Origin of the sequence: Enterobacter cloacae complex sp. P43RS (assembly GCF_014930585.1) — a bacterium.
Taxonomy (GTDB): Bacteria; Pseudomonadota; Gammaproteobacteria; order Enterobacterales; family Enterobacteriaceae; genus Enterobacter; species Enterobacter bugandensis.
In genome coordinates this window covers 1-22,329 of the sequence record NZ_JADBRJ010000014.1, presented here as the reverse complement: position 1 = coordinate 22,329, position 22,329 = coordinate 1, and the positions used below count along the sequence as shown (strand labels likewise).

The following is a 22,329-nucleotide window of genomic DNA, read 5'->3' as shown; positions in this document are numbered from 1 at the left end:
GGCCGCAGCCTTCATCGTAAACGGCGTTCTTAGTTTGTACGACGACGCGTTAACGCCACGCCAGCACCAACGAGTGCACCCACAATCCCCCACATGATCATCAGGAATGCGCGGCGCGGACTGTCGCGTTTTACAGGTTCTTCAGGCGTTCTCAAATAACGATAGGTCTGAAAACGCGGGTCCAGGGAGGGACCGACATTAAGCGTGTTAAGCATCGCGCGGTTTTGATCGTAGTCGAGATCAAAATCAGGCCCAACGGCCTGCAGGTTTTCCAGACGGGCCTGCAGCATTGGGCGACCAAGAAGGAACATTTCAGAATCAGGCAATTCATCAGCCGGAACATCCGTCTCAGTGCGGGAAATGTTGTGCTGTTCCGCAATTTTCAGCGCCTGCTGAATGTTATGCACGCGGCGCGCAAAAATGGCGTTTGCCACCTCTTCCTGACGTTTGACCTGCGCCTTCATTTGGATAGTGCGGGCTGCCCAGGCGCCTTTAAGCTCTTCATTCAGATGGCTTGCGGCACGCTGGCTGGCAAACGCGACGTACTGGCGCAACAGGTTGTTTGCATCCGGCGCGGTTTCGGCAATCAGCTTGACGCTGTCGTTGACGTTACGCAGCACGTCGCCTGGCATGAACTGAATATTGTTAATCAGATCGTCCAGCAGCGCGGCATCGGCTTTGGTGTTATCAACCCGACGCTGCTTGAAGTAATCTGTCTGGGACCAGAAATCGCGGCGCGTATCCCACGAGGCCAGCTGCATCACAAACTCTTTGTAGGCCTCATCCATAACGGAAGCCTGATCCGGGGTGGCAAGGCTGGCTTTAATATCCAGGTTTCGCAGGAACTGCTGCTGGGAGTAGTACCCTCCGAGCATGTTAACCGTGGGTCTGTCCGTGATTGCCGTGGCGCTCCACTCCTGTTTTGCAAAGAACGTGTAGGCTAGCGCTAACAGTGCAAACCCCAGCGCGATCCCCACAATCCAAAGTTTGCCTGCCCATAACACGCGAAACAAACCCCGAATGTCCAGTTCATTCTCTGTTACCACTGATTTCGCTCCCGCCAACGGTTGAGTCATCATAGTCCCGGTTTTACTTAGTTAATGTTGTGTTTTTGCTACTGTTACGTCGCATCCTGCGCTTAATACGTTTAATGAATCGCGCCACCTTCCATGCGCGCTTAATGCAGTAGCCGTAGAGAGAAAATGCTAGCAAGAACAATACCAACATGGCCCACTCAGGCACAAAGTGCGTATATTCCGCCGTCACGCCAATCCCCGCTAGAATAGCAGCCGCCAGCGTAATAAGCACAAATGCCTGCCGGGAAGTGAATCCGGCTCGCATGATCAAATGATGAATGTGTTGACGGTCAGCAGAGAATGGACTCATTCCTTTACGCAGGCGACGATACATAATCGCAACCATATCCATTAAGGGGATGGCAATAATCCATAGCGCCGTTACCGGGCTGATGGGATGTACATCGCCCTGAGTGGTTTCCAGCAAGATCCAAATGACAGTAAAGCCGATAAGCGTGCTACCCGCATCGCCCATGAAGACTTTATAGCGTCGGCCCAATGCGCCGAGATTTAACAGGATATAAGGCAGGATGGCAGCAATCATGGCGAAACACCACATAGCAAGGCTGTATTGCCCATCGAACCATAAAATGAAACCAATGGCGGCAAATGAGACGCAGGACAGGCCACCAAGCAAACCATCAATACCGTCAACCATGTTGAACGCGTTAATCGCCACCCACACGGCAAAAAGTGTCAGGAAATAGCCGAATGGGCCGAGTTCCATCTCCCAGGCCCCGAAAATATAGCCCAGGCTACTCAGGTGCAACTTAGCAAACACCATCATTGCAATAGCGACAGCTGCCTGAACGAAAGCGCGGATTTTGACGCTGATGTCGTATCTATCGTCCAGCGCACCAATCACAACAAGAACTGTTGAGCATATGAGATAAAGCCTGGCATGCGGAATATAGTAATCTGCAATAGCAAAAGTGAAGCAGATCCCTGCAAAAACAGAGATGCCACCGACCAGAGGGATCATGCCTTGATGACGTTTACGGAAGTTGGGTTTATCCACTAAGCCCAGATATTTTGCAACCTTACGTGCCAGAAACAAAAAGCAGGTGGTAAACAAGAAAATACTGGTTAGTTCAGTAAACGTATCAAGTAGGTTCACAATGGATGTTCTCAACAAATGTTAGTCAAGGAAGTATAACCATCAAGGGGCCGCGCCTGAAGTTATAAAGCAAACCTCTTACAATTCCATTTGTTTATTATTCAAGCTATTAATGTTTTTACTGTGCGAATTATCTTATTGTCGCACTGACCGGTCAAAATTGGGAGTAGGCGATACTAGCGTATAGTCCATAAAAGAAAAACGCCACGTAAAAACGTGGCGTTCGCTGGCTTTATTTACGTTACGAGCGCTTCATCATGTCGAAGAAATCGTCGTTGGTTTTGGTCATCGCCAGTTTGTTAATGAGGAACTCCATCGCGTCAATTTCACCCATTGGATGGATGATTTTGCGCAGGATCCACATTTTCTGCAGCTCTTCCTGCGTGGTGAGCAGCTCTTCCTTACGGGTACCGGAACGGTTGTAATCGATAGCCGGGAAGACGCGTTTTTCTGCGATTTTACGAGAGAGGTGCAGTTCCATGTTACCTGTACCTTTAAACTCTTCGTAGATAACCTCGTCCATTTTGGAGCCGGTATCGATCAGCGCCGTTGCGATGATGGTCAGGCTACCGCCCTCTTCCACGTTACGTGCCGCACCGAAGAAGCGTTTTGGACGGTGCAGGGCGTTAGCGTCCACACCACCGGTCAACACTTTACCGGAAGCTGGCACCACGGTGTTGTAGGCACGCGCCAGACGGGTGATGGAGTCAAGCAGGATGATCACGTCTTTCTTGTGCTCAACCAGGCGTTTCGCCTTCTCGATAACCATTTCCGCAACCTGAACGTGGCGAGATGCTGGCTCGTCGAAGGTAGAAGCAACCACTTCACCTTTAACCAGACGCTGCATCTCGGTCACTTCTTCCGGACGTTCGTCAATCAGCAGCACCATCAGCACGCAGTCTGGGTGGTTGTAGGCAATGCTCTGCGCGATGTTCTGCAGCAGCATGGTTTTACCCGCTTTTGGCGGGGCCACAATCAGACCACGCTGGCCGCGACCGATTGGCGATGCCAGATCCAGGACGCGCGCGGTTAAGTCTTCGGTAGAACCGTTACCACGCTCCATGCGCAGGCGAGAGTTCGCGTGCAGAGGCGTTAAGTTCTCAAAGAGGATCTTGTTACGCGAGTTTTCTGGTTTATCGAAGTTAACTTCATTGACTTTCAACAGCGCAAAGTAGCGTTCACCCTCTTTAGGAGGACGAATCTTACCTGAAATGGTGTCACCAGTGCGGAGGTTGAAACGGCGGATTTGGCTGGGGGATACGTAGATGTCGTCAGGGCCGGCGAGGTAGGAGCTGTCTGCAGAGCGGAGGAAACCAAATCCGTCTTGCAATATCTCCAGCACACCGTCGCCAAAGATATCTTCGCCACTCTTAGCGTGCTGCTTCAGGATGGCGAAAATGATGTCCTGCTTGCGCATACGAGCCTGGTTTTCCAGTCCCATATTTTCGCCGAGAGTGATCAGCTCAGAAACCGGCGTATTCTTTAATTCGGTAAGATTCATAATGGTGTGGGTTCTTAAACTCGGAGTGATTCTCGAACTTAATGTTGTGAATGGTATGGCAGGGTCATCCATGCCTGTTTAGCGGCCATCACCTCATGTCTGTTCGCTGTCTGGTCACAGGGAAAGAACGCAGAACTGAAACGACAAGACGGATTGAGTGACAAGCCCGGAATTTAGCCACTTCACGCATTGTTCATGTCAACAAAGGGAAGTATCGGGTAAAACAAGATTCAAACAATAGATATGTTTAAAACGAAGTCATAGCTAACTTAGCACGACTTCAGCCGGGCGTCCAGAGTTCCACATCATTTAGCCGGGGGCTCTGGACGCACAGCGGAGAAACCTTACGCCAGGTTAGCGTCCAGGAACTCTTTCAGCTGACCTTTGGACAGCGCGCCCACTTTGGTCGCCGCCACTTCGCCGTTTTTGAACAGCAGAAGGGTCGGGATGCCACGGATACCGTATTTCGGTGCAGTGCCCGGGTTCTGGTCGATGTTCAGCTTGGCAACCGTCAGTTTGCCCTGATATTCGTCAGCGATCTCATCCAGAATCGGGGCGATCATTTTGCAAGGACCACACCATTCAGCCCAGAAATCGACGAGGATCAGCCCGTCAGCCTTAAGTACGTCCGTGTCAAAACTGTCGTCAGTCAGGTGAATAATTTTATCGCTCATATATAACTCCACAGGAATAAGCCTGGTACGTTGGTTTTGTCTCCACCAACGACGTGTTGATGTCGCATTAACCAACTAAAGGTTGACTTTATTTCACCGGATACGCTTTCGTAAAGCAATAGTAAGCTGATATTCTACCACACTATGAGCAAAACACATTTAACAGAACAGAAGTTTTCCGACTTCGCCCTGCACCCAAAAGTGATCGAAGCCCTTGAAACAAAAGGGTTTCATAACTGCACGCCCATTCAGGCTCTCGCCCTGCCGCTGACGCTGGCCGGTCGCGATGTTGCAGGGCAGGCGCAAACCGGTACCGGCAAAACGATGGCGTTTTTAACGTCAACGTTCCATTATTTACTTTCTCACCCAGCGATTGCAGACCGCAAAGTTAACCAGCCGCGCGCGCTAATTATGGCCCCGACGCGAGAACTGGCGGTACAGATCCATGCAGACGCTGAACCCCTGGCACAGGCTACTGGTCTGAAGCTTGGCCTGGCCTATGGCGGCGACGGCTACGATAAGCAGCTGAAAGTGCTGGAAAGCGGCGTGGATATCCTGATTGGGACCACCGGCCGTCTTATCGACTACGCCAAACAGAACCATATCAACCTCGGCGCCATCCAGGTTGTGGTGCTTGATGAAGCTGACCGCATGTACGATCTGGGCTTCATTAAAGATATCCGCTGGCTTTTCCGCCGCATGCCGCCGGCAAATCAGCGCCTGAACATGCTGTTCTCTGCCACCCTTTCTTATCGCGTACGCGAGCTGGCGTTCGAGCAGATGAACAACGCCGAGTATGTGGAAGTGGAGCCGGAGCAGAAAACGGGCCACCGCATTAAAGAGGAGCTCTTCTATCCTTCCAATGAAGAGAAAATGCGTCTGCTGCAAACGTTGATTGAAGAAGAGTGGCCCGATCGCGCCATTATCTTCGCGAACACTAAACACCGCTGTGAAGACATCTGGGGCCATCTGGCTGCCGACGGTCACCGTGTTGGCCTGTTGACCGGCGACGTGGCGCAGAAAAAACGCCTTCGGATCCTCGACGAGTTCACCCGTGGCGATCTTGATATTCTGGTCGCAACCGATGTGGCGGCACGTGGTTTACACATTCCGGCCGTGACGCACGTCTTTAACTACGATCTGCCAGACGACTGCGAAGACTACGTACACCGTATCGGTCGTACCGGTCGTGCGGGCGCAAGCGGTCACTCGATTAGCCTTGCGTGTGAAGAGTATGCGCTGAATCTTCCAGCCATTGAGACCTACATCGGTCACTCTATTCCGCAGAGTAAATACAATCCGGAAGCGCTGTTAAGCGAACTGCCGCCGCCTAAGCGTCTATCCCGCCCGCGCTCCGGCAATGGTCCGCGTCGTTCAGGCGGCGCACCGCGTAATCGTCGTCGTTCAGGTTAATACATTATGCTCAGCTCCACCTCGCTCTATGCGGCAATTGATCTCGGTTCGAATAGTTTTCATATGCTGGTTGTGCGTGAGGTGGCGGGAAGCATACAAACGCTGACGCGCATTAAGCGCAAGGTCCGCCTCGCGGCGGGCCTGAGCAGCGATAATTACCTCTCGCCTGAAGCCATGGAACGTGGCTGGCAGTGCCTGCGGCTCTTTGCTGAGCGTCTGCAGGATATCCCGCATGCTCAAATCACCGTTGTCGCCACAGCGACGCTCAGACTAGCGGTTAACGCCGTAGATTTTATTGCCAAAGCGCAGGAAATTCTGGGGTGTCCGGTTCAGGTTATCAGCGGTGAAGAAGAAGCACGCCTGATCTACCAGGGCGTTGCCCACACCACCGGGGGTGACGATCGCCGTCTGGTGGTGGATATCGGCGGTGCCAGTACCGAACTGGTAACCGGCACCGGCGCGCAGGCGACGTCGCTGTTCAGCCTGTCGATGGGCTGCGTAACCTGGCTTGAACGTTACTTTACTGACCGGAATCTGGGTAAAGAGAACTTCGACGAGGCGGAAAACGCCGCGCGCGCAGTGCTACGCCCGGTAATGGACGAACTGCGCTATCACGGCTGGAAAGTCTGCGTCGGGGCTTCGGGTACCGTGCAGGCCCTGCAGGAAATCATGATGGCGCAGGGCATGGACGAGCGGATTACGCTTGCCAAACTTCAGCAGCTTAAACAGCGTGCCATTCAGTGCGGACGTCTGGAAGAGCTGGAAATTGAAGGCCTGACGCTGGAACGTGCCCTGGTTTTCCCAAGCGGGCTGGCCATTCTGATCGCCATATTCACCGAACTAAATATCCAGTGTATGACCCTGGCCGGCGGCGCGCTGCGCGAAGGTCTGGTCTACGGGATGCTGCATCTGTCGGTGGATCAGGACATCCGCAACCGTACGCTGCGCAACGTGCAGCGTCGTTTTCTGGTTGATATCGATCAGGCTGGCCGCGTATCACAGCTGGCATCACGCTTTGCCGACCAGGTCGCTAACGCCTGGGATCTTGATCATCTGAGCCGCGATTTATTGCTGAGCGCCTGTGCGCTGCACGAGGTGGGGCTCAGCATAGATTTTAAGCAGGCACCTGCTCACGCAGCGTATCTGGTGCGCAACCTGGATTTGCCGGGCTACACGCCCGCACAGAAAAAGCTGCTGGCAACGCTGCTGCTGAACCAGACCAACGCCGTCGATCTCTCCTCTTTGCATCAGCAAAATGCCGTACCGCCGCGCGTGGCCGAGCATCTGTGTCGCCTGCTGCGTCTGGCAATTCTGTTTGCCAGCCGCCGCCGCGATGATTTGTTACCCGCCATTAATCTGCTAGCCGATGATGAGAAGCTGACGCTGACGCTGCCGGAAAACTGGATTGAGAATCACCCGCTTGGGGCAGAGATGATCGAGCAGGAGTGCCAGTGGCAGAGCTATGTGCACTGGGTGCTTGAGGTGAAGTAATACGCTGAACACAGCCGGGTGGCGGCTTAGCCTTACCCGGCCTACTCATCATTATCCCTTCTCTTTGGCTTTTGCCAACATGGCGCGAATGTTCGCCACGTTAGCCTGCCCTTTGTGCATCCGCTCTTCCGCGGTAATCACTTTGCGCTCCTGTTCCCAGATCAGATCGTCCTGCGGCAGTTCCAGCAGGAAACGGCTGGGTTCCGGACGCACGAGTTCACCGTACTGACGGCGCTCTTTACAGAGCGTGAACGTCAGCTCCTTTTGCGCGCGGGTGATCCCCACGTAGGCCAGACGGCGCTCCTCGTCGACATTATCTTCATCAATGCTGCTCTGGTGCGGCAATAAACCTTCTTCCATACCGACCAGATACACATACGGGAACTCCAGCCCTTTTGACGCATGCAGCGTCATCAGCTGAACCTGGTCGGCCTCTTCTTCGCTCTCGCCGCGCTCCATCATGTCGCGCAGGGTAAAGCGGGTGACCACCTGCGTTAACGTCATCGGCTCATCTATCTCAGAGCCTTCCAGCATTTCGGTCATCCAGCTAAAAAGCTGGTTAACGTTTTTCATACGCATTTCTGCCGCTTTCGGGCTGGCAGAGGTTTCGTACAGCCAGGATTCGTAGTCAATGCCGTGGATCAGATCGCGTACCGCCGCCACGGGCTCGCGCTCAGCCAGGCGCTGCACTTCACCCAGCCAGTGGGTGAAGCGGGTTAAATTATCATACCCGCGCCCCGTCAGCGTCTGGCTCAGCCCCATATCAAAGCTGGCGGTAAACAGGCTCTTATTGCGGGTCATCGCCCATTCGCCCAGCTTTTGCAGCGTCGCCGGACCAATCTCGCGCTTTGGTGTATTCACGATGCGCAGAAACGCGCTGTCGTCATCCGGGTTCGTGAGCACGCGCAGATAGGCCAGCAGATCTTTAATTTCTGGCCGCGAGAAGAACGAAGTGCCGCCGGAAATTTTGTACGGAATGCGATTCTGCATCAGCATCTTTTCAAAGACGCGCGACTGGTGATTGCCGCGATAGAGGATCGCGTAATCCTTGTATTCGGTTTTATTGACGAAGTGGTGGGCGATCAGTTCGCCCGTCACGCGCTCCGCCTCATGCTCTTCGTTGTTGGCGCTGAGCACTTTCAGCTCCGTTCCGTAGCCCAGCTCGGAGAAAAGACGCTTTTCAAACACGTGCGGGTTATTGGCAATCAGGATGTTTGCCGCCTTCAGGATGCGCCCGGAGGAGCGGTAGTTCTGCTCCAGCTTAATCACCTGCAGCGCCGGAAAATCTTTGCTCAGCAGCACCAGGTTTTGCGGACGCGCGCCGCGCCAGGAGTAAATTGACTGGTCATCATCGCCTACCACGGTGAAACGCGCGCGCTGTCCCACCAGCAGCTTCACCAGCTCGTACTGGCTGGTGTTGGTGTCCTGATACTCATCCACCAGCAGGTAACGGATTTTGTTCTGCCAGCGCTCGCGAACCTCTTCGTTCCGCTGCAGCAGCAGCGTCGGCAGCAGGATGAGGTCGTCGAAGTCCAGCACGTTGCACGCTTTCATGTGCGCATCGTACAGACCGTAGCAGTGGGCAAAGATGCGATCCCGTTCGCCTTTGGCGATCGCCGCGGCCTGGGCCGGGGTCATCAGATCGTTTTTCCAGTTCGAGATCGTTGAGATCAGCTGCTGCAACAACACCTTATCATCCTCGATCAGCCCCTCGGTGAGCTCTTTGAGCAACGCCACCTGGTCGGTGTCATCGAACAGCGAAAAGTTGGATTTCATCCCCAGCGCGGCGTATTCACGTTTAATGATATCCAGCCCCAGCGTGTGGAAGGTAGAGATCATCAGCCCGCGCGCCTCTTTGCGCCCCAGCGTCTGGCCAACACGCTCTTTCATCTCGCGCGCCGCTTTGTTGGTAAAGGTAACCGCCGCAATGTGGCGGGCCTGATAGCCGCAGCCGCGGATCAGGTGCGCAATCTTATTGGTGATGACGCGCGTTTTACCGGATCCTGCGCCCGCCAGCACCAGACACGGTCCGGTTACAAATTCGACGGCTTGTTGTTGTCCGGGATTTAAACGCATAAATGATCGCTCAATGAAAGTCAGGAGGGGAGAATAACAGCGTGGTAGTATAGCGAGCCTAATCCATACCACTCAAGGCACGATCATGGCAAAAACAGCAGCAGCACTGCATATTCTTGTTAAAGAAGAGAAACTGGCTCTGGATCTTCTGGAGCAAATCAAAAACGGCGCCGACTTCGGCAAGCTGGCGAAGAAGCACTCTATTTGCCCGTCCGGCAAGCGTGGCGGCGATTTAGGCGAATTCCGTCAGGGCCAGATGGTTCCGGCGTTCGATAAAGTGGTCTTCTCCTGCCCGGTGCTGGAGCCAACCGGTCCGCTGCATACTCAGTTCGGTTATCACATTATTAAAGTGCTGTATCGCAAATAAAAAAGCCGGGTGGCGGCTGCGCCTTACCCGGCCTACATCTTACGTTTTTGTAGGTCGGGTAAGCGAAGCGCCACCCGACAAGGTTGTTAACCTGCTACAGCAATACGTTTCATATCGGTCATGTAGCCACGCAGTTTGTGGCCCACTTTCTCGATCTGGTGGCTGCGAATCGCTTCGTTTACGTCGCGCAGCTGCGCGTTATCCACGGCACCTTCCGCAATCGCTTTGCCCAGATCGCCCGTCTGCAGTGTGGTCATGAACTCTTTCAGCAGCGGTACGCAGGCGTAAGAGAACAGATAGTTACCGTATTCTGCGGTATCAGAGATAACCACGTTCATTTCGTACAGACGCTTACGGGCGATGGTGTTCGCGATCAGCGGCAGCTCGTGCAGAGATTCGTAGTACGCCGACTCTTCAATGATGCCGGAATCCACCATGGTTTCGAACGCCAGCTCAACGCCTGCTTTCACCATCGCAATCATCAGTACGCCTTTATCGAAGTACTCCTGCTCGCCGATTTTACCTTCATACTGCGGCGCGGTTTCGAACGCGGTTTTACCGGTCTCTTCACGCCAGGTCAGCAGTTTCTTGTCGTCGTTGGCCCAGTCCGCCATCATGCCGGAAGAGAATTCGCCGGAGATGATGTCGTCCATATGTTTCTGGAACAGCGGCGCCATAATGGTTTTCAGCTGTTCAGACAACGCGTAAGCACGCAGTTTTGCCGGGTTGGACAGGCGGTCCATCATCAGCGTAATGCCGCCCTGCTTCAGCGCTTCGGTGATGGTTTCCCAGCCGAACTGAATCAGTTTTTCTGCGTATGCCGGGTCGGTACCTTCTTCCACCAGCTTGTCGAAGCAAAGCAGAGAACCCGCCTGCAGCATGCCACACAGAATGGTCTGCTCGCCCATCAGGTCAGATTTCACTTCCGCAACGAAGGAAGATTCCAGCACGCCAGCGCGGTGACCGCCGGTCGCCGCAGCCCAGGCTTTGGCAATCGCCATGCCTTCGCCTTTCGGATCGTTTTCCGGGTGAACTGCGATAAGCGTCGGCACGCCGAAGCCACGCTTGTACTCTTCACGCACTTCGGTACCAGGGCACTTCGGCGCCACCATCACTACGGTGATGTCTTTACGGATCTGCTCGCCCACTTCAACGATGTTGAAGCCGTGGGAGTAACCCAGCGCGGCGCCGTCTTTCATCAGCGGCTGTACGGAACGCACCACGTCAGAGTGCTGCTTGTCCGGCGTCAGGTTAACGACCAGGTCCGCCTGCGGGATCAGCTCTTCATAGGTACCCACTTTGAAGCCGTTTTCAGTCGCTTTACGCCATGAAGCGCGCTTCTCGGCAATCGCTTCTTTACGCAGGGCGTAAGAGATATCCAGACCGGAGTCACGCATGTTCAGGCCCTGGTTCAGGCCCTGTGCGCCACAGCCGACGATGACCACTTTTTTACCCTGAAGGTAGCTTGCGCCATCGGCAAATTCATCGCGCGCCATGAAGCGGCATTTGCCCAGCTGCGCCAGCTGCTGGCGCAAGTTCAGTGTATTAAAGTAGTTAGCCATGGGTGATACCTCGTGATGTTGTGTGTCTTATTGTTCGGTTCGCGTTTCAGCGAGAATGTACCCACATTACAACAGGAAATTTATTGCGGAAATTGATATATTCACAACGTCACATTGCAATTTTTGCAATGTAAAAAGAGGGAGTGGAATCGGTGGATTTACGCGATCTAAAAATGTTCCTGCACCTGGCGGAAAGCCGTCACTTTGGCCGCAGCGCCCGGGCGATGCACGTCAGCCCGTCCACGCTTTCGCGCCAGATCCAGCGCCTTGAGGAAGACCTCGGCCAGCCGCTTTTCGTGCGCGATAACCGCACCGTCACCCTCACGGAAGCGGGCGAAGAGCTGCGCATTTTTGCCCAGCAGACGCTGTTACAGTACCAGCAGCTGCGGCACTCTATTGATCAGCAGGGGCCATCACTCTCCGGTGAGCTGCATATTTTTTGCTCCGTGACCGCCGCCTACAGCCATCTGCCCCCCATTCTCGACCGCTTCCGCGCAGCGCATCCGTCGGTTGAAATTAAGCTCACCACCGGCGACGCCGCCGACGCAATGGAAAAAGTGGTGACCGGCGAAGCGGATCTGGCCATTGCCGGAAAACCCGAAACCCTGCCGGGCGCGGTGGCGTTCTCGATGCTGGAGAATCTGGCGGTGGTGCTGATTGCCCCGGCCCTGCCCTGCCCGGTGCGTAATCAGGTATCGGTAGAAAAACCGGACTGGTCCACGGTACCGTTTATCATGGCCGATCAGGGGCCGGTGCGCCGCCGCATCGAGCTGTGGTTCCGCCGTCAGAAAATCAGCAATCCGTCGATTTACGCCACCGTTAGCGGTCATGAGGCGATGGTGTCGATGGTGGCGCTCGGCTGCGGCGTGGCGCTGCTGCCGGAAGTGGTGCTGGAAAACAGCCCGGAACCGGTGCGTAATCGCGTGATGATTCTGGAGCGCAGCGACGAGAAGACGCCGTTTGAGCTAGGCGTGTGCGCACAAAAAAAGCGGCTGCATGAGCCGCTTATTGATGCGTTCTGGACGATATTGCCGAACCACTAGCCAGCCAGAAAGAACCTGAACGCCGGGTTATGGGTTTCGTCGTGGCACTCATAGCCCAGCTCGTTCAGCCGCGTTTCGAAATCCGGCTCGTGCTCGCCCAGTTCGAACGCCGCCAGCACGCGGCCGTAGTCGGTGCCGTGGCTACGGTAGTGGAACAGAGAGATGTTCCAGTGCGTGCCCAGCGTGTGCAAGAACTTGAGCAACGCGCCCGGTGATTCCGGAAACTCGAAGCTGAACAGGCGTTCCTGGAGCGGCTTTGAGGGACGACCGCCAACCATGTAACGCACATGCAGCTTAGCCATTTCATCGTCGGACAGATCGACCACACTGTAGCCGCCTTCATGCAGCAGGCTGAGGATCTCTTTACGCTCCTCTACGCCACGGCTCAGACGCACGCCGACAAAAATGCAGGCATCTTTCGCATCGGCAAAGCGGTAGTTGAACTCCGTTACCGAACGACCGCCCAGCAGCTGGCAGAACTTGAGGAAGCTGCCCTTCTCTTCCGGGATGGTCACCGCCAGCAGCGCTTCACGCTGCTCACCCAGCTCGCAGCGCTCGGAAACGTAGCGCAGACCGTGGAAGTTCACGTTCGCACCAGAGAGCACGTGCGCCAGACGTTCGCCGCGAATGTTGTGCTGGGCGATGTATTTTTTCATCCCCGCCAGCGCCAGCGCGCCGGACGGCTCCGCCACCGCACGTACATCTTCGAACAGATCTTTCATTGCCGCGCAGATGGCGTCGCTGTCGACGGTGACGATATCGTCCAGATACTCCTGGCACAGGCGGAACGTTTCATCGCCAATGCGCTTCACCGCCACGCCCTCGGCAAACAGCCCAACGCGCGGCAGGTCTACCGGATGACCGGCGTCCAGCGCCGCCTTCAGGCAGGCAGAGTCTTCCGCCTCAACGGCGATGACTTTAATCTGCGGCATCAGCTGTTTAATCAGCACCGCCACGCCTGCCGCCAGCCCGCCGCCCCCCACTGGGACGAAGACGCGGTCGAGATGGGCATCCTGCTGCAACAGCTCAAGCGCCAGCGTGCCCTGCCCGGCAATCACCATCGGGTGATCGAACGGCGGCACCCAGGTGAAGCCCTGCTGCTGCGCCAGCTCGATCGCTTTGGCTTTGGCTTCGTCAAAGTTCGCGCCGTGGAGCAGCACTTCTCCGCCAAAACCGCGCACCGCGTCGACTTTGATATCCGCGGTGGCAACCGGCATCACGATCAGCGCTTTCAGACCCAAACGAGCAGACGAGAACGCCACGCCCTGCGCATGGTTGCCCGCCGACGCGGTAATGACGCCGCGCGCTTTCTGCTCATCCGTCAGCCCGGCCATCATCGCGTAGGCACCGCGCAGCTTAAAGCTGTGCACCGGCTGGCGGTCTTCGCGCTTCACCAGAATGACGTTGTCGAGGCGCGAGGAGAGTTTTTCCATTTTTTGCAGGGGCGTGACCTGCACGGCTTCATAGACCGGCGCGCGTAGCACCGCTCTCAGGTATTCCGCCCCCTCAGGGGCGGCGGATAAGGGTTGTGACTCGGCCATCATTAGCCCCCAAGTTTAGATTTATCGCGCACCGCGCCTTTATCTGCACTGGTTGCAAGGCTCGCATAGGCGCGCAGGGCGAAGGAGACTTCGCGCTGGCGATCTTTCGGCGTCCAGGCTTTGTCACCGCGGGCTTCCTGCGCTTCACGACGGGCCGCAATCTCCTGGTCGCTCAGCTTGAGCTGAATGCCGCGATTCGGAATGTCGATTTCAATCAGATCGCCATCTTCGATGATCGCGATGTTGCCGCCGCTTGCCGCTTCCGGGGAGACGTGGCCGATGGAGAGACCAGACGTGCCGCCGGAGAAACGCCCGTCGGTGATCAGCGCGCAGGCTTTACCGAGGCCCATCGATTTCAGGAAGGTGGTCGGGTAGAGCATCTCCTGCATGCCCGGACCGCCTTTCGGCCCTTCGTAGCGAATGACAACCACGTCGCCTTCCACCACTTTGCCGCCGAGAATGGCATCTACCGCCTCGTCCTGGCTTTCGTACACTTTCGCCGGACCGGTGAATTTCAGGATACTGTCGTCCACGCCTGCGGTTTTCACGATGCAGCCGTTTTCTGCAAAGTTACCGTACAGCACCGCCAGACCGCCGTCTTTGCTGTAGGCGTGCTCCAGCGAGCGGATGCAGCCTTCAGCACGGTCGTCATCCAGCGTGTCCCAGCGGCAATCCTGCGAGAACGCCTGGGTGGTGCGAATACCTGCAGGGCCGGCGCGGAACATCTTTTTCACCGCGTCGTCTTTGGTCAGCATCACGTCGTACTGTTCCAGCGATTCCGGCAGCGTCAGGCCGAGGACGTTTTTGACGTCGCGGTTCAGCAGCCCGGCGCGATCCAGCTCGCCCAGGATACCGATGACGCCACCCGCACGGTGCACGTCTTCCATGTGGTACTTCTGGGTACTCGGCGCGACTTTACACAGCTGCGGCACTTTGCGGGAGAGCTTGTCGATGTCGCTCATGGTGAAGTCGATTTCGGCTTCCTGCGCGGCGGCCAGCAGGTGCAGAACGGTGTTAGTGGAGCCGCCCATGGCGATATCCAGCGTCATGGCGTTTTCGAACGCCGCTTTACTGGCGATATTGCGCGGCAGCGCGCTGGCATCGTCCTGCTCGTAGTAGCGTTTGGTCAGCTCAACGATACGTTTACCGGCGTTGAGGAACAGCTGCTTACGGTCGGCGTGGGTCGCCAGCAGCGAGCCGTTACCCGGCTGGGAAAGGCCCAGCGCTTCGGTCAGGCAGTTCATGGAGTTGGCCGTGAACATGCCGGAACAAGAGCCGCAGGTCGGGCACGCGGAGCGTTCCACCTGATCGCTCTGCTCGTCAGAGACTTTCGGGTCTGCGCCCTGGATCATCGCATCGACCAGGTCGAGCTTGATGATTTTGTCGGAGAGCTTGGTTTTACCCGCCTCCATCGGACCGCCGGAGACGAAGATCACCGGAATGTTCAGGCGCAGGGAGGCCATCAGCATCCCCGGGGTGATTTTGTCGCAGTTGGAGATACAGACCATCGCATCGGCGCAGTGGGCGTTGACCATATACTCCACCGAGTCGGCGATCAGCTCGCGCGACGGCAGTGAATAGAGCATTCCCCCGTGGCCCATTGCGATACCGTCATCCACCGCAATGGTGTTGAACTCTTTCGCCACGCCGCCGGAGGCTTCGATTTGCTCGGCAACCAGCTTACCGAGATCGCGCAGATGCACGTGGCCCGGTACAAACTGGGTGAAGGAGTTCACCACGGCGATAATCGGCTTGCCGAAATCGGCGTCGGTCATTCCGGTGGCGCGCCACAATGCGCGGGCACCCGCCATGTTACGGCCGTGGGTGGTGGTGGCTGAACGATACTTAGGCATGCTTTATTGACTCCCGTCTGACTATTTAATGGGACGGTGCGTGCCGTCCCACATTTATATTTAGTGATTAACCTGATCCAACCAGCCGTATTTGTCTTCTGTTTCGCCGGTGAAGAGGCCAAAGAACGCTTGCTGAATGCGCTTGGTGACCGGGCCACAGCGGCCTTCGCCCACCTGGATACCGTCGACGCTGCGAACCGGCGTGATTTCAGCCGCGGTACCGGACATGAACACTTCGTCTGCCAGGTAGAGGGATTCGCGGGACAGCACCTGCTCGCGCACTTCGATACCCAGATCTTTCGCCAGCTTGATGATCGCATCACGGGTGATGCCCGGCAGCGCGGAAGAGGTGAACGGCGGAGTAAACAGAATGCCGTCTTTTACTTCAAACAGGTTTTCGCCCGCGCCTTCTGAGATGTAGCCGTTCACGTCGAGGGCGATGCCTTCCTGATAGCCGTGGCGGCGCGCTTCGCTGCCGACCAGCAGTGAGGAGAGGTAGTTACCGCCCGCTTTAGCGGCGGTCGGGATGGTGTTTGGCGCCACGCGGTTCCAGGAAGAAACCATTGCGTCGATCCCCTGATCCAGTGCTTCTGCGCCCAGGTAGGCGCCCCACGGGAACGCAGCAATGATCACATCGGTGTTGTAACCGGCCGGCGGGTTCACGCCCATGCCCACGTCACCCACGAAGACCAGCGGACGAATATAGGCGCTGGTCAGTTTGTTCTGGCGAATCACTTCGCGGCAGGCTTCCATCAGCTCATCAACGCTTTGAGAGACCGGGAAACGATAAATTTTGGCTGAGTCATGCAGACGCTGCATGTGTTCGCGATGGCGGAACACCACTGGCCCTTTGTGAGAATCGTAGCAACGGATGCCTTCAAACACGGAGGTACCGTAGTGCAGCGCGTGGGACATCACGTGAACTTTCGCGTCTTCCCAGCGAACCATCTCACCATTGAACCAAATGTAATCAGCTTTTTTTGTCGTCATTTTTTCGTCCTGTCACGCTCAAGCGCGGATTTGTTGTGATGTGGTTGTGCTCTGGCAGATGGCAACATGGGCAACGTCTACCAGCTTTGATAACTGACTAAACAGTAAGTCGACCGGCCGCGGGCTGGCAACGGTTAATTCGATACTGATGTTCTGGGCGTCGGTAGCCGTTTCCATATTCATAGAGCAAATCTGAAAACCACGGTGGCGAACCACGCGCAATACGCGTTCTAACGTTTCCGGGTTGAAGCGAGCCTGCACGGCGACCTGATGTTGCATCATGATAATTTCTCCAGCATTTGTGAGTTACTGGCACCTGGCGGTACCAACGGCCAGACGTTCTCAAGCTCGTCGATTGAGACATGAAGCAGGTATGGCCCTTCGCTTGACAGCATGGTGTCGAGTGCCGCTTCAACCTGGTCTTTACGGGTGATGTGCTGGCCAGGAATGCCGAAGGCGCTGGCCAGGGTGAGGAAATCGGGGTTATCGGTCAGGGTTGTCTCGCTGTAACGCTCCTGGAAGAACAGCTGCTGCCACTGGCGAACCATCCCTAAACGCTGGTTATCGAGCAACACGATCTTCAGCGGTAACTGCTTGCGCTTCACGGTGCCGAGCTCCTGAACGTTCATCATGAAGGAGCCGTCACCGGAGATACAGATCACGGTATCGTTCGGGCGAGCCACCTGTGCGCCTACGGCTGCCGGCAGGCCAAAGCCCATCGTGCCTAAGCCGCTGGAGGTGATGAAGTTCTCCGGGCGGGTGTAGGTCATATGCTGGGCTGACCACATCTGATGCTGGCCCACATCCGTCGTCACCACGCTGTCGGCGGGTTTACGGTCGGACAACTGCTTCAACAGCAGCGGCGCATAGATGGCATCGCCTGGGTGATCGTAACGCCAGGCATGCTCAGCGCGCATGTCTGCGGTGTGCTGACGCCATGCGTTGATATCCAGCGGCTGCTCCAGCGCCGGTAACAGCGCGTTAAGATCGCCCTGCAACGCCACGTGCGCCTGACGCAGTTTGTTCATCTCCGCCGGGTCGATATCCATATGGATCACTTTGGCATTTGGCGCGAAGGTATTCAGCTTGCCGGTGACGCGGTCATCGAAACGGGCGCCTGCGACGATAAGCAAGTCGCACTCCTGCACCGCCAGGTTTGCCGCTTTAGTGCCGTGCATTCCCAGCATGCCGAGGTAGTACGGGTAGTCCGCGTCTACCGCACCCAGACCTTTCAAGGTGCAGGTGGCGGGCATTTGCGTGGTTGCAAGGAACGCGCGAAGCGCCGGAACAGCCTGCGCCATACCTACCCCGCCGCCGACGTACAGCATCGGCTGCTTCGCCTGCGCCATCATCTGACGCGCCTCTTCAACCTCTGCATGCGGAAACGCATCGTCGCTTTTCACGGTGGAGAAATGCGGCTCCAGATCGCCAAGTGCAACCTGGATATCTTTCGGGATATCCACCAGAACCGGGCCAGGACGGCCAGAACTGGCAACCTCGAACGCTTCGGCCATCACGCGCGGCAGCTCTTCGAGGGACTGAACGAGGAAGCTGTGCTTGGTGCAGGCCAGCGATAAGCCGAGGACGTCTACTTCCTGGAAGGCATCGGTGCCGATGAACGGAGAGGCCACCTGACCGGTAATCGCCACGACAGGAACAGAATCGAGCAGCGCGTCAGCCAGGCCGGTGATCAGGTTCGTTGCACCCGGACCTGAGGTCGCCATGCACACACCGGTTTTACCGGTCGCGCGGGCATAACCAATGGCTGCCATCGCTGCGCCCTGCTCGTGCCGGCACAAGAGGTGTTCCACGCCGCCGTCATACAGTGCATCGTAAATCGGCATAATTGCGCCACCCGGATAACCGAATACGGTTTCGACTCCCTGCGCGCGCAACGCATGTACTACCCATTGTGCCCCATTCATAGTTAGTTCCCCGTCATAAATCTGGAGAAACAGAATTTTGTGCTAGTCGTCATTCTCTGCTCCTCATTTAAGTTTTTTAGTCATAAAAAAACCCCCGGACCTTTCGGTGCGGGGGTCTTAGTTCGTTAAGGCTTGATTTCTAAGCCTTTCCTCGTCCAAGTGCAGCCCCGCACGGTGGGATAATAATCACCACCACGCTAATCACGACCAGGCTAATCACTCGTAGAAGGGCTGTCATTTTCAGTTCTTTTTGCATCTTGTTCGAAGGAATACCTAAAGAGTTATCACAGTTTTTAAATCAAACACAAGATTTATTTATGAAGGATTTGGTTAGCAAGCGAACCAAATTTCATGAACGCATTGTTTTATATGAGGAAATTTGGAAGTGAATATTTTTCATTTTTTATTGCAGATCTAACCGTTAAAGCGCGCCTTTTTACATTTTGCGAGTGTGCTTCCACGGTGATGCAATGGTTTCAATGCTCCCTGAAAATCTCTGAACAGGCGGCGTAAATACGTAAAAAGACGCTAAACAGAGAAAACAGGCACTGGCATAGTCAGACCAGGAGGTAGTACAAATGTCACTGTCAGTTGTTTATACGCGAGCGGCTCTCGGGGTAAAGGCTCCGCTTATTTCCGTAGAGGTTCATTTGAGTAATGGGCTGCCCGGACTCACGCTTGTCGGGTTACCTGAAACCACGGTTAAAGAGGCCAGGGACCGCGTTCGTAGCGCAATAATAAACAGCGGTTATACCTTCCCCGCAAAGAAGATCACCATCAACCTTGCTCCCGCCGACCTGCCCAAAGAGGGTGGGCGATACGATTTACCTATCGCAATTGCGCTTCTCGCGGCTTCTGAGCAGCTTAATACGACCAGGCTAGGCTCGTATGAGTTCGTGGGTGAACTCGCGCTCACAGGCGCACTGAGAGGCGTTCCCGGTGCGATATCGGGAGCGCTGGAAGCCATACGTGCAGGGCGGCAAATCGTTGTTGCCAATGAAAACGCATCAGAAGTGAGTCTTATTGCAGAAAAGGGATGTCTCATCGCCGGGCATCTTCAGGAAGTGTGCGCCTGGCTGGAAGGCCGCCACGAACTGTCCGAGCCGGAAGAGTGCGACGAGGCTATAGCGGATGCGCCAGAAGACCTCAGCGAGATCATGGGACAGGAACAAGGGAAACGGGCGCTGGAGATTACGGCAGCGGGTGGTCACAATCTCCTGCTGATTGGCCCGCCGGGTACGGGCAAAACCATGCTGGCAAGCAGGCTAAGCGGATTGCTCCCGCCGCTTAATAACCATGAAGCGCTGGAAAGCGCCGCCATCTATAGCCTGATCGGTTCGACGTCGTTGCACAAACAGTGGCGTCGACGTCCCTTTCGTTCGCCGCATCATAGCGCGTCACTGACGGCAATGGTCGGTGGTGGGTCTATTCCGGGGCCGGGTGAGATCTCGCTGGCACACAATGGCATTCTGTTTCTCGATGAGTTGCCTGAGTTTGAGCGCCGCGTGCTGGATGCGCTGAGGGAGCCCATTGAATCCGGTGAGATACATATTTCACGCACGCGAGCCAAATTAAGCTATCCCGCCCGTTTTCAGCTCGTGGCGGCGATGAACCCCAGTCCGACGGGGCATTATCAGGGCAACCATAACCGCTGTACGCCAGAGCAGACGCTGCGCTATCTGGGAAAGCTGTCTGGCCCGTTTCTTGACCGTTTCGATTTATCACTTGAAATCCCCCTTCCGCCGCCGGGCCTGCTCAGGCAGACGGATAGACTGGGTGAAAGCTCCGCGCATGTTCGCGAGCGGGTTATCGCGGCACAGGCGAGACAGTATGCCCGTCAAAACAGGCTGAATGCACGACTGGATAATGCAGGGATCCGACAGTTTTGTTCTCTTAACGTTGAAGATGCGGCTTGGCTGGAGGAGACGTTGACGCGCTTTGGGCTTTCCATACGTGCGTGGCAGCGCTTGTTAAAAGTAGCCAGAACCATTGCGGACGTGGAGGGCTGTACTGATATTGCGAGGAAACACTTGCAGGAAGCGCTGAGCTATCGGGCGATCGATCGTTTGCTTTTGCATCTGCAAAAGTTACTGGCATAAAAAAAGGGGCCGTAGCCCCTTTTTTATTAGTCGTCAGACTCGGTGTAGTCTTCTGCACCTTCCATCTGCGGTTTACCGCCAGACAGCGTATGGAAACGTTTTGGACGCTTAATGCGAGCCATGTACTTGATCCATACACGTTCTGCTTCAGACTGCGGCTCACGCTCACCACGGCACACTGAGACAAACTGCTTTTCATCTTCAGTTGCAGGCTCACGTTTACCCAGATCCAGCTCGTTAAAGGCATAACCATGACGCTCAAGCAGCTGCGCCTCTTTGATGGTGAAATCGCCGTGACGAGAGAACCCGCGCGGATAATGTTTATTGTCGAAAAAACGATTAGTCGTCGTAAAGCTTTCCGCCATCCTACACGCTCCTAATTCTTTGGCCGAGCTATTTATGGCGCGGAGTATTAGTTACGCTTGACAGAGTGTAAAACAAAACATTTAAATCATAACGACAAATTATTTTGCGGAGAAAGATGTGGATACGGAATTGCTAAAAACTTTCCTTGAAGTGAGTAGAACGCGTCACTTCGGGCGAGCCGCTGAAGCCCTTTACCTGACGCAGTCAGCAGTCAGTTTTCGTATTCGACAGCTGGAAAATCAACTGGGTGTGAATCTTTTTACCCGCCATCGCAACAATATCCGCCTCACGCCTGCCGGTGAAAAACTGCTTCCGTATGCGGAGACATTGATGAATACCTGGCAGGCAGCGCGCAAAGAGGTTGCGCATACGTCGAGGCACAACGAGTTCTCGATAGGGGCCAGCGCATCTCTGTGGGAATGCATGCTCAGTCAGTGGCTTACCCGGCTATATCACTCCCATGGCCATTTACAATTTGAAGCCAGAATTGCGCAACGTCAGTCGCTGGTTAAGCAACTTCATGAGCGTCAGTTGGATCTGCTGATCACTACAGAAGCCCCCAAGATGGACGAATTTAGCAGCCAGATTGTTGGACAGTTCGGTCTGGCTCTTTATGCTTCTGAACCCTCAAAGATGAAAGCAGACCTGACCTATTTGCGGCTGGAGTGGGGACCTGATTTTCAGCAACATGAGACGGGATTGATCGCACCTGATGATGTTCCACAGTTAACAACCAGTTCTGCCGAGATTGCCTGTCAGCAACTTCCCTTGCTGAAGGGTTGCACCTGGTTACCAGTCCGTTGGGCAGATACCAAGCCTGGACTGCATACCGTGGTGGATTCCACCACCCTTTCGCGGCCGCTGTATGCGATTTGGCTGCAAAATAGCGACAAGCAATCGCAAATAAAAGATCTATTAAAAATCAATGTAATGGATTGATGCTGAGGCCAGCAGGGACGCTGGCTGCATTTAAGAATGCTGAAATTTTACCGGGTTTCAGGCAAAAAAAAATCCTTTGCCGAAGCAAAGGATTCTATATGGCAGGGGCGGAGAGACTCGAACTCGCGACACCCGGTTTTGGAGACCGGTGCTCTACCAACTGAGCTACGCCCCTAAAGTTTTTTGCCATTAAGCCTGCCATTACTGGCAGGCTTAATGTCTTAATAAGTGGCGGAACGGACGGGACTCGAACCCGCGACCCCCTGCGTGACAGGCAGGTATTCTAACCGACTGAA

Annotated in this window: 20 protein-coding genes and 1 tRNA gene; 6 read left to right on the top strand and 15 right to left on the bottom strand. The window is 55.4% G+C overall.

Annotated elements, in window-relative coordinates:
- Positions 1–29: 29 nt before the first annotated feature.
- The 4 genes from wzzE to trxA all read right to left on the bottom strand — a co-directional run bounded on the left by wzzE (position 30) and on the right by trxA (position 4,368).
- Positions 30–1,076 (bottom strand): ECA polysaccharide chain length modulation protein, encoded by a 1,047-nt coding sequence (gene wzzE, locus IM294_RS19940; RefSeq protein WP_028014813.1) that lies wholly within the window; start codon positions 1,074–1,076, stop codon positions 30–32.
- Between the two features lie 13 nt (positions 1,077–1,089).
- Positions 1,090–2,193: a UDP-N-acetylglucosamine--undecaprenyl-phosphate N-acetylglucosaminephosphotransferase gene (gene wecA, locus IM294_RS19935; RefSeq protein ID WP_028014814.1), complete on the bottom strand. Its 1,104-nt coding sequence runs from the start codon at positions 2,191–2,193 to the stop codon at positions 1,090–1,092.
- A gap of 241 nt (positions 2,194–2,434) precedes the next feature.
- A complete protein-coding gene (rho, locus tag IM294_RS19930) occupies positions 2,435–3,694 on the bottom strand; it encodes a transcription termination factor Rho (RefSeq protein WP_008501566.1) in 1,260 nt (419 codons plus the stop codon).
- Between the two features lie 344 nt (positions 3,695–4,038).
- Positions 4,039–4,368 (bottom strand): thioredoxin TrxA, encoded by a 330-nt coding sequence (gene trxA / locus IM294_RS19925; RefSeq protein WP_006179218.1) that lies wholly within the window; start codon positions 4,366–4,368, stop codon positions 4,039–4,041.
- A 144-nt stretch (positions 4,369–4,512) separates the two neighbouring features.
- Between trxA and rhlB the strand changes: the two genes are divergently transcribed.
- Together rhlB and gppA are read left to right on the top strand one after the other, a co-directional pair.
- Positions 4,513–5,781, top strand: a complete 1,269-nt coding sequence (gene rhlB / locus IM294_RS19920; RefSeq protein ID WP_028014815.1) for an ATP-dependent RNA helicase RhlB — start codon at positions 4,513–4,515, stop codon at positions 5,779–5,781.
- A gap of 6 nt (positions 5,782–5,787) precedes the next feature.
- Complete coding sequence (gppA, locus tag IM294_RS19915; protein WP_047366695.1) at positions 5,788–7,272, top strand: guanosine-5'-triphosphate,3'-diphosphate diphosphatase; 1,485 nt, start codon at positions 5,788–5,790, stop codon at positions 7,270–7,272.
- 51 nt (positions 7,273–7,323) lie between these two features.
- Here the strand turns inward: gppA and rep are convergent, their stop codons facing one another.
- Positions 7,324–9,348, bottom strand: a complete 2,025-nt coding sequence (gene rep, locus IM294_RS19910) for a DNA helicase Rep (protein ID WP_028014817.1) — start codon at positions 9,346–9,348, stop codon at positions 7,324–7,326.
- A gap of 85 nt (positions 9,349–9,433) precedes the next feature.
- Between rep and ppiC the strand changes: the two genes are divergently transcribed.
- Positions 9,434–9,715, top strand: a complete 282-nt coding sequence (gene ppiC, locus IM294_RS19905) for a peptidylprolyl isomerase PpiC (RefSeq protein WP_004886861.1) — start codon at positions 9,434–9,436, stop codon at positions 9,713–9,715.
- 86 nt (positions 9,716–9,801) lie between these two features.
- Here the strand turns inward: ppiC and ilvC are convergent, their stop codons facing one another.
- Positions 9,802–11,277, bottom strand: a complete 1,476-nt coding sequence (gene ilvC / locus IM294_RS19900) for a ketol-acid reductoisomerase (RefSeq protein ID WP_021242831.1) — start codon at positions 11,275–11,277, stop codon at positions 9,802–9,804.
- Positions 11,278–11,429: 152 nt separating this feature from the next.
- On the opposite strand from ilvC, the gene ilvY reads away from it, so the two are divergent.
- Entirely contained in the window at positions 11,430–12,320 is an 891-nt protein-coding gene (gene ilvY, locus IM294_RS19895; RefSeq protein ID WP_008501572.1) for an HTH-type transcriptional activator IlvY, read from the top strand.
- Here ilvY and ilvA read toward each other — a convergent pair.
- From ilvA to ilvL, 7 genes are all read right to left on the bottom strand, one after another.
- Positions 12,317–13,861 (bottom strand): threonine ammonia-lyase, biosynthetic, encoded by a 1,545-nt coding sequence (ilvA, locus tag IM294_RS19890; RefSeq protein WP_088204713.1) that lies wholly within the window; start codon positions 13,859–13,861, stop codon positions 12,317–12,319. The two genes, ilvY and ilvA, sit on opposite strands and share 4 nt — an antisense overlap.
- 2 nt (positions 13,862–13,863) lie before the next feature.
- Complete coding sequence (gene ilvD / locus IM294_RS19885) at positions 13,864–15,714, bottom strand: dihydroxy-acid dehydratase (RefSeq protein WP_047362662.1); 1,851 nt, start codon at positions 15,712–15,714, stop codon at positions 13,864–13,866.
- 60 nt (positions 15,715–15,774) lie between these two features.
- The gene (ilvE, locus tag IM294_RS19880) at positions 15,775–16,704 is read right to left on the bottom strand and encodes a branched-chain-amino-acid transaminase (protein WP_003860182.1); all 930 of its coding nucleotides are present in this window, start codon (positions 16,702–16,704) and stop codon (positions 15,775–15,777) included.
- Positions 16,705–16,722: 18 nt separating this feature from the next.
- Positions 16,723–16,986, bottom strand: a complete 264-nt coding sequence (ilvM, locus tag IM294_RS19875; protein ID WP_003860184.1) for an acetolactate synthase 2 small subunit — start codon at positions 16,984–16,986, stop codon at positions 16,723–16,725.
- Positions 16,983–18,629, bottom strand: coding sequence for an acetolactate synthase 2 catalytic subunit (gene ilvG / locus IM294_RS19870; RefSeq protein ID WP_047366693.1), 1,647 nt, complete (start codon positions 18,627–18,629; stop codon positions 16,983–16,985). The genes ilvM and ilvG overlap by 4 nt, the downstream gene beginning before the upstream one ends.
- A gap of 2 nt (positions 18,630–18,631) precedes the next feature.
- The gene (gene ilvX, locus IM294_RS19865) at positions 18,632–18,682 is read right to left on the bottom strand and encodes a peptide IlvX (protein WP_166792073.1); all 51 of its coding nucleotides are present in this window, start codon (positions 18,680–18,682) and stop codon (positions 18,632–18,634) included.
- A gap of 86 nt (positions 18,683–18,768) precedes the next feature.
- Complete coding sequence (gene ilvL, locus IM294_RS19860) at positions 18,769–18,867, bottom strand: ilv operon leader peptide (RefSeq protein WP_001311244.1); 99 nt, start codon at positions 18,865–18,867, stop codon at positions 18,769–18,771.
- 340 nt (positions 18,868–19,207) lie between these two features.
- Between ilvL and IM294_RS19855 the strand changes: the two genes are divergently transcribed.
- Complete coding sequence (locus IM294_RS19855; RefSeq protein ID WP_126818768.1) at positions 19,208–20,728, top strand: YifB family Mg chelatase-like AAA ATPase; 1,521 nt, start codon at positions 19,208–19,210, stop codon at positions 20,726–20,728.
- 26 nt (positions 20,729–20,754) lie between these two features.
- Here the strand turns inward: IM294_RS19855 and IM294_RS19850 are convergent, their stop codons facing one another.
- On the bottom strand, positions 20,755–21,093 hold the full coding sequence (locus IM294_RS19850) for a DUF413 domain-containing protein (RefSeq protein WP_008501577.1): 339 nt from the start codon (positions 21,091–21,093) through the stop codon (positions 20,755–20,757).
- A 118-nt stretch (positions 21,094–21,211) separates the two neighbouring features.
- Here IM294_RS19850 and hdfR point away from each other — a divergent pair, with 118 nt between their 5' ends.
- Positions 21,212–22,033 (top strand): HTH-type transcriptional regulator HdfR, encoded by an 822-nt coding sequence (hdfR, locus tag IM294_RS19845; protein WP_028014823.1) that lies wholly within the window; start codon positions 21,212–21,214, stop codon positions 22,031–22,033.
- A gap of 99 nt (positions 22,034–22,132) precedes the next feature.
- Here the strand turns inward: hdfR and IM294_RS19840 are convergent.
- Positions 22,133–22,208, bottom strand: a tRNA-Trp gene (locus tag IM294_RS19840).
- Between the last annotated feature and the right edge of the window lie 121 nt (positions 22,209–22,329).